Annotated in this window: 8 protein-coding genes and 1 tRNA gene; 3 read left to right on the top strand and 6 right to left on the bottom strand. The window is 73.0% G+C overall.

Features of this window, described 5'->3' with window-relative positions; all coding sequences use genetic code 11:
• Positions 1-12: 12 nt before the first annotated feature.
• The 5 genes from EV567_RS21255 to EV567_RS21235 all read right to left on the bottom strand — a co-directional run bounded on the left by EV567_RS21255 (position 13) and on the right by EV567_RS21235 (position 9,912).
• Positions 13-2,592, bottom strand: a complete 2,580-nt coding sequence (locus tag EV567_RS21255) for an ABC transporter permease (protein ID WP_130442423.1) — start codon at positions 2,590-2,592, stop codon at positions 13-15.
• Entirely contained in the window at positions 2,589-3,377 is a 789-nt protein-coding gene (locus tag EV567_RS21250; protein ID WP_130442421.1) for an ABC transporter ATP-binding protein, read from the bottom strand. Before EV567_RS21250 ends, EV567_RS21255 begins: the two co-directional genes overlap by 4 nt.
• 1,800 nt (positions 3,378-5,177) lie before the next feature.
• Positions 5,178-6,071 (bottom strand): cellulose-binding protein, encoded by an 894-nt coding sequence (locus tag EV567_RS21245; RefSeq protein ID WP_130442420.1) that lies wholly within the window; start codon positions 6,069-6,071, stop codon positions 5,178-5,180.
• Between the two features lie 204 nt (positions 6,072-6,275).
• Positions 6,276-8,891: an SUKH-4 family immunity protein gene (locus tag EV567_RS21240; RefSeq protein ID WP_130442419.1), complete on the bottom strand. Its 2,616-nt coding sequence runs from the start codon at positions 8,889-8,891 to the stop codon at positions 6,276-6,278.
• Between the two features lie 7 nt (positions 8,892-8,898).
• Positions 8,899-9,912, bottom strand: coding sequence for an SMI1/KNR4 family protein (locus EV567_RS21235; protein ID WP_130442418.1), 1,014 nt, complete (start codon positions 9,910-9,912; stop codon positions 8,899-8,901).
• 307 nt (positions 9,913-10,219) lie between these two features.
• On the opposite strand from EV567_RS21235, the gene EV567_RS21230 reads away from it, so the two are divergent.
• Together EV567_RS21230 and EV567_RS21225 are read left to right on the top strand one after the other, a co-directional pair.
• On the top strand, positions 10,220-10,735 hold the full coding sequence (locus tag EV567_RS21230; RefSeq protein ID WP_130442417.1) for a YwqJ-related putative deaminase: 516 nt from the start codon (positions 10,220-10,222) through the stop codon (positions 10,733-10,735).
• Positions 10,736-10,816: 81 nt separating this feature from the next.
• Complete coding sequence (locus EV567_RS21225; RefSeq protein ID WP_130442416.1) at positions 10,817-11,314, top strand: SUKH-3 domain-containing protein; 498 nt, start codon at positions 10,817-10,819, stop codon at positions 11,312-11,314.
• Between the two features lie 67 nt (positions 11,315-11,381).
• On the opposite strand, the gene EV567_RS21220 is transcribed toward EV567_RS21225, so the two are convergent.
• Complete coding sequence (locus EV567_RS21220; RefSeq protein WP_130442415.1) at positions 11,382-12,668, bottom strand: sensor histidine kinase; 1,287 nt, start codon at positions 12,666-12,668, stop codon at positions 11,382-11,384.
• Positions 12,669-12,887: 219 nt separating this feature from the next.
• On the opposite strand from EV567_RS21220, the gene EV567_RS21215 reads away from it, so the two are divergent.
• Positions 12,888-12,959, top strand: a tRNA-Gln gene (locus EV567_RS21215).
• Positions 12,960-13,065 lie beyond the last annotated feature (106 nt).

The following is a 13,065-nucleotide window of genomic DNA, read 5'->3' as shown; positions in this document are numbered from 1 at the left end:
TGGGGTTTCCGGTCAGTCGGTCGCGATGGCGTTCAGGACGTTCATGCGGCCTGCCCTGAAGGCCGGGATCAGGGCCGCGAAGAGGCCCACGAAGGCCGAGGCGAGGAAGACCCCGATGATCGTCGGCCAGGGAATGTCCAGGACCTTCAGCCCCTCCAGGGCGAGGAGCTGCTGGGCGGTGGCGCCCCAGCCCATGCCCAGGCCCAGGCCGAGCAGCGCGCCGAAGAGGGCGATGACGACCGACTCCAGGCGGATCATGCGGCGCAGCTGGCGGCGGGAGAGACCGATGGCCCGCATGAGGCCGATCTCCCGGGTGCGCTCCACCACCGACAGGGCCAGGGTGTTCACCACGCCCAGGACCGCCACGATGATCGCGAGAGCCAGCAGGCCGTAGATCAGGTTCAGCAGCTGGCCGATCTGGTCCTTCAGGGCCTGCTTGTAGTCGGTCTGGTCGCGGACCTTGTACTGCGGGTAGTCGTGCATCGCCGACTTCAGCGCCTTGTAGGCGGCGTCCTGCTGCCCCTCCTTGGCGGTGGCGAAGACCAGCATGTCCAGCGGCATCCGGTCGGCGGGCACGTACTTGGCGACCGTCGCGATCGACACGTACATCGCGCCCTTGTCGACCACCATCTCGTCGCTGGTGATGGCGCGGACCGTGAGCGTCGCCTTGTTCCCGTCCTTGAAGGCCACGTCCACCTTCGAGCCGAGCTTGAGGCCGTGGGCCTCGGCGAATCCCTCGAACACGGACATCGAGTCGGGCCGGTAGGCGTCGGCGAGGTCGCCTGCGACGGTCTCGACGTTCAGGTCCTTCACGTACGACGGGTCAGCGGCGTTGAGCGTCTCCTTGGCGGACGCCTTGCCGTCGGGGGTCCTGAGGTCGGCGTCGAGGATCTTGTACTCCGTGACGCGCTCCAGTCCCGGCACCGCCTTGACGGCCTGGACCGCCTGCGGGGTGATGGGCTGACCGGTGTCGTTCTGGATGATGAAGTCCGTGCCGACGGTCTTGTCGAGCTGGTCGGTCGCGGAGGCGACCATGGAGGAGCCGACCACCGACAGACAGGCGACCAGGGCGAGGCCGATCATCAGGGCCGCGCCGGTGGCGCCGGTGCGGCGCGGGTTGCGCAGGGCGTTGCGCTCGGCCATCCGGCCGACCGGGCCGAAGACCCGCAGCAGCATCGCGCCGAGGACCCGCACCACGCCGCCGGCGAGCAGCGGGCCGATGACGACGAAGCCGATCAGGGTGAGGACCACTCCGAGACCGAGCCACAGGGAGCCCTCGCTCGCCTTGTCGGCGGCGGTGGCCAGGTACAGGCAGAGGCCTCCGCCGCCGGTGAGGACGGTGCCGACGACGGCGCGGATCCGGCCGGCCTTGGCGTCGGCGGGGGCGCCCGCGTCGCGCAGGGCGGCCATCGGGGAGACCTTGCCGGCGCGACGGGCGGGAAGGTAGGCGGCGAGGACGGTGACGATCACGCCGAGGGCGACGCCGACGACCGGGGTCGTCCAGGCCACCGTCAGATCGTCGGTGGACAGGTTCATGCCGGTCAGGCCCATCAGCTTCATCAGGCCGACGGCGATGCCGACGCCCGCGCCGACGCCGAGGACCGAGCCGACGACGCCGAGCAGCAGCGCCTCGACGAGGACCGAGCGGTTGACCTGCTTGCGGGAGGAGCCGATGGCGCGCATCAGGCCGATCTCCCGGGTGCGCTGGGCGACCAGCATGGAGAAGGTGTTGATGATCAGGAAGATGCCGACGAGGAAGGCGATCCCGGCGAAGCCGAGCATCGCGTACTTCATGACGTTGAGGAATTCCCCGACGTCCTTGCGGTTGGCGTCGGCGGTCTCCTTGGCGGTCTGCACCTTGTACTGGCCGCCGATCGCCGCCGCGACGTTCTTCTTCAGCTGGTCGTCGCTCACCCCGGCCGCGGCCGTGACGTTGACGTTGGTGAAGACGCCCGGCTTGCCGACCAGCGTCTGCTGGGCGGTCTTGGTGTCGTAGTAGAACACCGCGGCGCCGGGGTTGGTGACCTGGAAGGCGGCGATGCCGGAGATCTTCGAGGTGTGCGTGCCGACCGCGGTGATCACGCCGAGCTCGTCGCCGAGCTTCAGGCCGTGCTTGTCGGCGGTGTCCGCGTCGATCATGATCTGGCCGGGGCCCTGGGGCGCCGCACCCTCGGTGATCTTCATGGTGCGGCCCTCGTTGGCGTTCCAACTGCCGACGATGGTGGGGGCGCCGCTGGACGGCGACAGGCTGTCCTTGTCGGCGTCGACGACGGTGACGGAGGTGGAGAAGACGGTGCCCTCCGCCGACTTCACGCCGGCCGCCGCGCGGACCTTGCCGAGGACGCTGTCCGGCATGACCGGCGGTCTGCCGTTGGAGGAGGTGGTCTCACCGGTGTCGGAGGCGTTCTGCGCGCTCACCGTCACGTCGGAGGAGGTGGCCGCGAACAGCTTGTCGAAGGTGGTGTTCATCGTGTCGGTGAACACCAGCGTCCCGCAGACGAAGGCCACCGACAGCAGGACCGCCACGGCCGACAGGGCCATACGTCCCTTGTGCGCGAAGAAGTTGCGCATCGAGGTCTTCAGGACGGTCATGACGTGCGCCCCCGGGCGTCGAAGTCCTTCATCCGGTCCAGGACCTGGTCGGCGGTCGGCTGGTGCATCTCGTCGACGATCCGGCCGTCGGCGAGGTAGAGGACGCGGTCGGCGTAGGAGGCGGCCACCGGGTCGTGGGTGACCATCACGATGGTCTGGCCGAGCTCGTCCACGGAGCGGCGCAGGAAGCCGAGGACTTCGGCGCCGGCGCGCGAGTCGAGGTTTCCGGTCGGCTCGTCACCGAAGATGATCTCCGGTCGGGCCGCCAACGCCCTTGCCACGGCGACGCGTTGCTGCTGGCCGCCGGAGAGCTGGGTGGGGCGGTGCTTGAGCCGGCCGGCGAGGCCGACGGTCTCGACGACGCGGTCCAGCCACTCCTTGTCGGGCTTGCGCCCGGCGATGTCCATGGGCAGCGTGATGTTCTCCAGCGCGTTGAGCGTCGGCAGCAGGTTGAACGCCTGGAAGATGAACCCGATGCGGTCCCGGCGCAGCTTGGTGAGCTTCTTGTCCTTCAGGCCGGTGATCTCGGTCTCGTCCAGGTAGATCTGCCCGGACGTGACGGTGTCGAGACCGGCGAGGCAGTGCATCAGGGTGGACTTGCCGGACCCTGAGGGGCCCATGATCGCGGTGTAGTGGCCGCGGGCGATGTCCACGTCGACGTGGTCGAGAGCGACGACACGGGTCTCCCCCGACCCGTACGCCTTCACGACCTGCCGCGCCCGCGCGGCTACGGCCGTACGCCCTCCAGTGCCCCCGTGCCTGGGAATGGTCACAGCCGAAGTCACGGTATGTCTCCTATGTCGGTCAACGAACGGAACGCGTGGGCGCCCCGGGTGCGGGTTGCGTCCCGCGGTTCACGGTCGTGCAGGTGAGCCGGTGGCCCGTCGGCCTGCGCCGCCAAGTCTGTCGGCGTGGACCGGTCCGGCGCGCTGGTGCCCGGCCCCGTCCTGGCGGGGGGTTAACCCCACCTTCCCCCCGTGGGGTTGGCCCTCCCCCGTGGCGTAAAGCCAGGTTAAGGAGCAGAGGGGGTCCGTCTCGTCCTCCGTCGGTACGACCCCTCCCCGACCCGTAAGGGGGAGACACCCCTAGGGGGAGTCACCCGCCAGACGGAGCGAATCTCGGGGTCACCTCCTCCTCCCGGCCCCATACAAGGGTCCACCCTGCCGCCACGTCAGGGTCAAACGGCAAGGGGCGGCCACGGCCTGACCGACCGATACGGCAGGTCACCCTTGCGCGCAGGGCAACTCGACTCTGCCGCCGACGAGTTGCAATGAACACCCCTCGACGCCGAACCGCCCAGCGCTGACGGTGCGCACACGACGGGTTTCCCAGTGCGGGGAAGGGTGGCCGGCGCACGCCTGAGCGGGGAGTGGATGAGGCGCGTCAGGCGAAGGCAACGGGCCGTGCATGGTTGCAGCCGGGGCTCTCGACCGAGCCGGGAGCACGCTCGCACCGACATACGACTCCGGGCTGAGGAAGGGGCGGCGGACCTCGCACCATGCACGCATGCGACGGGAGCCCCCAGGGCAGCGGTCCCCGCCGACGGACGCGCGGCGAAAGCCAGGGCGGAGCCCGGGGCAGCGGGCGTGCCGGCGTAGGGCGCGTGATGAACCCGAGGGAAGCGGGGCCGCGCCTACGCACGCATGGCGGAAGCCAGGGCGGAGCCCGGGGCAGCGGGCGTGCCGCCGCCGGACGCGTGGCGACGCCCGAGGGAGGGGAGCTGGGCCGACGTGCGCCAAGCCACGGAGACGCCGACGGGCCACCCGCCGTGGGACGGGCGGCCAGGACGGTGGTCTCCCGACGTGGGGGCGCGTGGCGACGCACGAGGAAGCAGGGCCAGGCACCGGGATGCGGAAACACCGGTGGCCAGCCGCGGAGGGGCCCGGGGGGCGAGGCATAGGGGCGACGGGCCCCCGCCGGCGAGGTGCGCCGCAAGGGGGCGAGACCAAGGCGGCGGATTACCCACCGCGGAGCGGGTGGAGCTGGAGCCGAGACACGGGGGGCCACGCCAGCGGGCGTCCGCCCCCGTGGGGGCGCGGAGCGTCAGGGAGTTGGAGGCCACGGAGGTGGGCTTACCGCCGTCGGGCCCGGGGCGGAGGCCGGGAGGTGCGGGCCTCCCGCCCCGGGGTGAGGCCGGGTACGGGCATCCCGCCCATGGGGCGGGAGCCGGGGCGGAGGCCCGGTGCGGGCATCCGCCCCGTGGCGGGGCTGGAGCCGGGGCCGAGCGCGGGCCTCCCGCCGTGGGGCGCGGGGCCGGAGCCGGGGTGCGGGCCTCCCGCCGTGGGGCGCGGGGCCGGAGCCGGGGTGCGGGTCTCCCGCCGTGGGGCGCGGGGCCGGAGCCGGGGTGCGGGTCTCCCGCCGTGGGGCGCGGGGCGGGGGCCGGGCGTGGCGGCCGGGGTGAGGGCCTCCGGCCGTCGGGGGCGAGCGGGAGCCGGACACGGAGGCCGGATGCGGGCCTCCCGCCGTCGGACGCGGGGCGGGAGCCGGACACGGAGGCCGGATGCGGGCCTCCCGCCGTCGGACGCTAGGCGGGAGCCGGACACGGAGGCCGGACGTGGGCCCTCCGCCGTCGGGCGCGGGGTGGGTTACTCGACCGGTTGGCCTGTGAGGACCTTCAGGGTGTCTCGCATTTGGTCCATGTGGGTCTGGATCTCGTCGCGGCGTTCGCCGTGCTGGCGCAGGACCCGTTCCGTCTCCCGGGCGATGCGGTCCTCGCGGAGGTGGGCCTCGGCCACGATCTGGGCGGCACGCGCGCGTGCCTCGTCCTGGCGGCGCCGGGAGGACTCCTCGGCCTCGGCCAGCTCCCGCTGCGCCTCGGCGAGGGCCTCCTCCGCGCGGGCCATCGCCCGGGCGTGGTTGGCGTCGAAGGCGCTGACCCGCTCGGCGTCCTCCCGCTCCGCCGCCGCCAGCCGCTCCGCGTACTCCCGCTTCGGCTCGACGAGCAGCCCCGCGGTGCGGTGACGCACGTCCCGCAGCGCCGTCACCGCCTCGCCACGGAACTCCTTCACCTTGCGCCGCGCGCCGGCCCGGATCCCGTGCGCCTCCGCGCGGGCGGCCAGCAGCCGACGGCGGACGTGCTCCTTGGCCTCCGTGCGCACCGCCTCCGCCTGCTCCTGCGCACTCCGGCGCACGGCGAGGGCGCGGGCCTCGGCCTCCTCGACCTCCTCCTGCGCCTCCTGCCGCGCCTGCTCGCGCACCTGAGCCGCCTCCTCCTGCACGAGCTGGAAGACGCGCCGCGCACGCTCCCCGAGCGCGTCGTACGTCTGCGGCCCGAGTCCCTTCACGGCCTCACGCAACCGCTCGGACTCCGCCAGCATCTCCTGCGCGAGCCCGGTGAGCCGCGTGACCCGCTCCCAGGCGGCGTCGCGTTCGGCGGAGAGCGCGGCGGTGAACGCGTCGACCTCTTTGGGCCGGTAGCCGCGCCCGCGAACGGTCACGAACCCCGGCGGCGACACCTGTGCGCTGTGCGCGCTGCTCATTTGTAGCCCCTCTCCACCAGACGGACTTCGAAAAAATGATTTCGCGCATATCTTGATGTATCGGACTTAAGGGTTCATAACGCGACACTCCGGGCACAGGTGGCGGTCGGCACCGAACGATCCAGAACACGAACGCAGAAGGGCCGGACCGGTCATACGACCGGTCCGGCCCTCGACACCCACCGCGTCAGCGGCGCGCAGGCCTCACAGCAGCCCGTCCCACATCTGCTCCAGCAGCACCGACCACCAGCTGTCCGCGGACCCGAGCGCCGCCGGGTCCAGCGAGGCCAGCTGGGCCTGGAAGTCGACGGTCCAGCGGCCCGCCTGCTCCTGGTTCAGCCCGAACCGCAGCCGCCACATCCGCCCGAGCAGCGCGAGACAGCGCACGAACTCCGGCAGCCCGGTGTTCACGAACTGCGGCGGCACGGGCCCACCGCCCGGCCCCGCCTCCACCGGCACGGCGACGATGTTCGCCGTCCCGTACTGCACACAGACCGCCTTGCCGAAGTCGCTGCCCATCACGAGGTACGACGCCGCGTCCGACGACGACTGCACCCCCCGCTCGGCCGCCAGCTCCGCCAGCGTCGGCACCGGCCGCCCCGGCTGGGGCTGCGCCCAGAAGAACGGGCCCATGTCCACCGGCAGACCCGCCGTCACCAGCGTGTGCGCCACGACCGGCGGCACCCCCTGCCGCGCCACCGCCGCCTGCTCGAACCGGAACACCCCCGGACCGAACGCCGCCGCCAGCTCCTGCGCGACCGCCTCCGGCGGGACCGGCGGCGCCGGCTGCACCTGCGGCAACGGCGCACGCACCGGCGCGGGACGCGCGGGACCGTCGGCCACCTGGTGCAACTCACCCTGGTGGGCCAGCAGTTGCCGCATCCCCTGCTGACGGCTCGCATGATCCGTGCCGTACGGCGCGATGCTCGTGATCCGCGCCTGCGGCCACTGCTCCCGGATCATCCGCGCACAGTACGCACCCGGCAGCTCACACGACTCCAGCTCCGTGTGCAGCTCCAGCACCTGGTCCGGCGGCACGTTCATCGCGCGCAGCTCGTGGAAGATCTGCCACTCCGGGTGCGGGGTGCCCGGCGCGGAACGCCGGATCAGTTGCTGCTCCGAACCGTCCTGCGCGCGATAGCGCAGCACGGCCTGGTAGCCGGGGCCGACCGTCGGCTGCCCCTGCGGATACCCGTACGCCGACGGCTGCCCCGGCACGGGCGCGCCCGGCGGCGGCATCGCGCCGGGAGGCATCCCGCCCGGCGGCATCGGCTGCGGCCCGCCCTGGGCGAACGGCGGCGGAGGCGTGCCGGGAGGACCGGGCGGGGGGCCCGCCGGAGGGCCGGCGGGAGGACCCGCCGGGGGACCCGACAGCACCGTCGCCGCATGGTGGACAGCGCCCTGCGCACCGCCCGCCGAGCCGTGAGCACCGGGCGGGTTGGCCGGGGGCAGCGGGGCACCGGGAGCACCCGGGGGCTGCGGAGGCTGCGGCACACCTCCGCCCGGACCCTGCCGACCGGGGTCGGCGAGCATCGTGGCCGCGTGATGGACCCCGCCCGGAGGCGTACCGCCGGGCGCGTTCCCCCCGCCAGGACCACCAGGACCACCAGGACCACCAGGGTTACCGGAGCCACCAGGCGTGCCGGGAACAGCGGGAGCGCCCGGCGGCTGCGGCGCGCCCGGACCCTCGGGTCCCAGCGCGGACACGAGCTGCGTGGGCACATACCCGCCCGCCGGCGCACCGGGCGCACCCGGACCGGGCGGAGGCGGCGGCGGAGCGGCGCCCGGCCGCGCACCGGGAACGCCCGGCGCGCCCGGCGGGGGCGGCGGCGTCGACCCGCCGCGCGGACGACGCGGAGGCGGAGCCGCCTTGCTGGTGGCGGCGTCGGCGATGTCCCCGGCGTTCGGCGGGAGCGGCCGCCCGGGAGCCGCCGGCGCACCCGGAACACCCGGCGGCTGCGGCACGCCCGAACCCTGCGACGCCGCAGGCGGCTGCGGCGCACCCGGCCCCTGCGGATCGCCGAGCGCCGGCGAGACCGCCGTCGGCGGCAGCTGACTGCCCCCGGCGATCAGCGCCGTCTTGGCGTCCGGCCGGGAGGAAGGCGGCGTCGGCGCCTCGTCGTCCGAACCGCTCAGCGGCGGCGCGAACACCGTCGCCGGCAGCGGCACGGAACGGTCGTCGCCGGCGTCGGCGTTGGTGTCCGTGCCCGCCCAGGGCGTCGCCCCCACCGGCGCGGACGGCGCACCCGGCCCCGCACCCCCGCCCGCGGGCACCCCAGCCTGTGTCTGCGGAAGCGAGGCGTCCGGCGTCACGGCCCCGCCACCGGCGGAACCCACACCCACAGAACCGGCAGAACCGGAAGCACCCGCACCCGAGCCAGAGCCCGAACCCGCCCCGGAACCGGAACCGGCCCCCGCCTCATCCCCCTCTCCCCGCCGCCCCGGAATCCCCATCCGGTCCGCCGCCTCCTGCAACCACTCCGGCGGTGACAACAAGAACGACGTCTGATTCAGATCCACCCGCGCCGCGACCGCCGGCTCGGGCTCCGGCTCGCCCTGCGGACGCCCGTACTCCTCCTCGTACCGCCGGATCACCTCGCCCACCGGAAGCGACGGCCACAACGTGACCTCCCCGCCGTCCCGCGCCAGCACCAACCGCTGACCGCCACCGTCCGACCGCGGTCCCTCCGCCCGGTCCTCCGCCCACACCACGAACCCGAGGCCGAACTCCCGCACCCGCACCTCACGATGCTGGTACGCCGGGACGTCCCCGTTGATCCACTCCTCGCCGCGCTCCTGCGCCTGAGCGAACGTCACCATCGCCGGATCACTCCCCCACGCCGACGGACGACACGGACGAACCCGCGGCCGCCGGAACAGCCCGCGCGAACCCGCCGTCCACCATCAGATTCGCCACCGTCTCCAACTCCGGCGGCCTGCCCGCCAGTCGGGACAGGAACACGTCGAAGTCCTCACCGCACGGCAGCAACAACCGCTCCACCCGCTCCGCCGGCGACCACGCCGGATCCACGTCCCGCGCGTCGTCGTACGCGCAGAACCACACCGAACCGATCCGCGCGCCCTTCACCTTCACCGCCAGCAGACCGCCCTGCACGAACCCGACGCCCAGGAAGTCCTTCGTCAGATGGTCCCGCAGACACTTGTTGACGTACACGAGATCGTTGACCGCCGCCTCGTCCCGCACCGTGAAGAACGGCTGGTCCACCAGCAGCCCCAACTCCGCGTCCAGCGCCGCCCCCACCGGCGCGCAACCGCCCGCCGCCTTCAGAAACGACCGGTACGCGCCCGGCAACCGGTAGCCGAGATCCTCCTCGACCCCCTGCACCTGCGACTCCGTCACCGCCACACCCGACTTCGGCAGACCGAAGTGCGCCGGACGCGTCTCCTGCAACGGCCGTGTCCCCCGCTTCGCATGGTCCACCGCCGCCGTCGCGACCCCGCCGTGATGCCGCAGCAACGCCTTCACCTCGACCGGCACCAACTCCAGCCGCCGCGAGCCCGCCACGTGATGCCACGTCCAGCCGTGCGGCGTCGCCACGCTCTCGACCGTGTCCCACAACTCATGACCCGACGCCGCCAACGCGGCGTTCGCCGACACGTAGTCCGTCAGCCGCAACTCGTCGACCCCGAAACCCTCCGGCGGATCCGCGATCTCCGCCGCCGCACGCGCATACGGCGAAAAGTCCGGGTAACCGCGCTCGTCCACCCGCACCCCCCTCGGATGGCGCGCCGCCCGGACCGGATCCGGGAAGTGCACGACCTGCCCGGCGTAGGCCGCGTTCGGCGGCGCGGCTTGCTGCCCGAGCCGACCTGTCGTCATGGCGGTTGCCCCCTGCGGCACTCTGTACGAACCGCAGCGACCGGCCCGCTCACGGCACCGACCACCACGCCCCGTATCCGACTGTCTCCAACGGTCTCCGACGCGCGTCAACCGCACGCCAAGCGGTGCCGACAGCCTATGCGGTACGACGACACCGGTCACCGGGCCTCCGCTTCCGTGACCAGCCGTCACCCCACCGTGACGACGCGCCCCCAACCGGGCGTGTCGCAACGCCCCAGCTTCCCCAGCAGCCTCGCCATTTGGCACCCTGTGACCTCCGGGGGACGCACGGGAGGGGAAGACCACCATGAACGGCACGCAAACGGGACCGCACGCCGGCCACTCCGGCGACCCCCGCATCGGCTGGAGCCACGCCGACACCCCCCACGTCCCCACCCTCCTGCACCGCCGCGACGGCATACTCCCCACCATCGCCGCCGCCCTCTCCGTCCGCGGCGAAACCCTCACCTGCACCGCCGCCCGCGGCGACCAGCCGCCCACGCTCCACCCCCTCGTGCAGGACTTCCTCGACACCCTCCCCACCGCCCAGCGCAACCGCTTCACCGGCCGCTGCGCCGAAGCCCTCCTCATCTCCCGCCACATCGCCGCCGTCGACGCCACCCGCAGCAGACGCGCCGCCCGCAAACCGATGACCAACGGCGAAGCCCGCAAAGCCCTCAAGCAGGCCAAACTCACCGCCCGACGCATCCGCGAGGACGGCGACCCCCTCCACGGCAGCTTCGCCACCCCCTGCCGCGCCTGCACCGCCCTCAGCGACCACTTCGGCGTCTACATCGTCGACCCGGCACGCACCGACGGCTGACCCCCTCCACACACAGCGACACCCGCGACAGAGCGCGAAGCACCACCGCACAACCGCACGATCTCGACGGACGAAGGGCAGATGCACCCCGATCACCGCACCCCCACCACCCGCTTCCCCGCCCCCGTCGACGCCGCCCTGCGCGCCGCCGGATGGCGCCCCGGACGCTGGGACATCAAACAGGCCGAACTCTGGGCCGACCGCCTGCGCGACCACACCTCACCCGCCGGCCACCGCCACGCGGTCTTCCCCGCCGCCGTCGAAGCCTGGGCCGAGTTCGGCGGCCTGCGCGTCGCCCCCACCGGCCCCGGCCGACAGGTCGCCCCCGCCACCGTCGACCTCAACCCCCTGCACGGCCTCCACATGGCCCGAACCCTCGCCGACCTCAGCCGCGCCCTCGACACCGACGTCAGCCCCCTCGGCGCCGAAACCGACCACAACGGACTCATCGCCATCGACGCCGAAGGCCGCGTCTACGCCCTCGACCACACCGGCGACTGGTACGTCGGCCCCGACATCGACCAAGCCCTCAACGCCCTCGTCTCCGGCATAGAACCCACCCGCCTCACCACAGGCTGACCACCCCGCCCCACCGCGAGCCCACCCACCGACCCGCCCCACCGGGAGCCGTCCGGCGCACGACAGCTCACCCCGCCGGGATCACCGCCGACACCCGGAAGCCGCCCGCCTCCGTCGGCCCCGACACGAACACCCCGCCCAGCCCCACCACCCGCTCCCGCATCCCCACCAGACCGTTGCCCCCCGACGGCAACCGCGCCGACGCCACCGAACCCGCCTCCGGCGGCGGCTCGTTCTCCACCTGCATCGCGATCTCCGCCACCCGGTGCGCCAACCGCACCCGCGCCTTGGCGCCCGCCGCGTGCTTGTGCACGTTCGTCAACGCCTCCTGCACCACCCGGTACGCCGTCTGCTCGATCTCCGGCGCATACCCCCGCACCTCACCCTCCACCGACAGCTCCACCACCATCCCCGCCGCCGCGGACTGCCCCACCAACTCCTCCAACTCCTCAAGACAGGGCCCCTCCCCCTCCTCCACGACCCGCGCCACCGCCGGCGCCTCGACCGCCTCCACCGCCGGACGCCGCTCCCCCTCACCACCGCTGCGCAGCACCCCGAGCATCTCCCGCAGCTCCATCAACGCCTGCCGCCCCATGTCCCCCACCAGCGCGGCGTTCTTCACCGCCTTCTCCGGATCCTTGCGCGCCACCGCCTGCAACGCCGCCGCGTGCACCACCATCAGGCTCACCCGATGCGCGACCACGTCATGCATCTCCCGCGCGATCCGCGTCCGCTCCTCGTTGCGGGCCCACTCCGCCCGCTCCTCCGCCCGCTCCGCGAGCAACTGCAGCTCCCGCTCCAGGTCGTCCGCCCGCTCCCGCAGGCTCTCCATCAACCGCCGCCGCGCCCCCACGTACAGGCCGAGCAGCAACGGCGGCGCGGTCAGACCGAGCGAGATCGCGATGGAGGCGAACGGCACGAACCAGTCGCCCAACGTCAGATCGCCCCGCGCGATGTCCTGCCGCACCCGGACGAACGTCACGATCAACGTCCCCACCAGCTGCATCCCCGCGAGCGAACCGATGATCCGCCGCGGCAGCTCCGTCGCCGCCAGCGTGTAGAGGCCGACGGTCCCCATCAGGAAGCCCATCTCTGCCGGCGTGATCGCGATCGCCACCAGCACCACGGCGATCGGGTACCTGCGGCGCACCAGGAGCACCGAACCGGCGAGAAACCCGAACACCACCCCCACGCCGACCGGGATCCCCGCCTCCCGCGCGAACGGAACCCCCTCCGCCGCGCACTCCAGCGCGGACGCCACCGCGAGACACCAGTCGAACACCGCACTACGGCGCCTGCCCCACCACCAAGGCCCTCCCCGAGCCGTGGCGGTCTCTTCCCCCGTCGTGGTCATGCCTCCACCCTACGGGCGCAACCCCCGCTTTTCCCGCCCCATTTCCCCACCCGCCCTACAGCACGGCGAGCGCGGTACACCGGGGGACGAAGTCGGCATCAAGGTCGGCAAACCGTCGAAGAGCGCCGATCCGCGCCGTCGCATCGAGGGCTGGTGGTACGGCATAGTAGGAGACGCCACTCGGCAGCCCTACGGAGTGTCCGTTTCGGCTGCTTTCGTTCCCCTGTGGTGTAATTGGCAGCACTGTGGCTTTTGGTGCCATATGTCCGGGTTCGAGTCCTGGCGGGGGAGCTTACCGGCTCGGGTCCTGACCTGCATAGGTCAGGACCCGTTCTCATGTCGCCCGGAAACCGCCCCGGTATCCTTCGGATGTCCCACCTCTCCACAGCCGAAGGGC

This window comes from Streptomyces sp. BK239, from assembly GCF_004217285.1.
Classification (GTDB): Bacteria; Actinomycetota; Actinomycetes; order Streptomycetales; family Streptomycetaceae; genus Streptomyces.
Note: the sequence above shows the minus strand (reverse complement) of the source record. Positions and strands in the feature narration are given on the sequence as shown.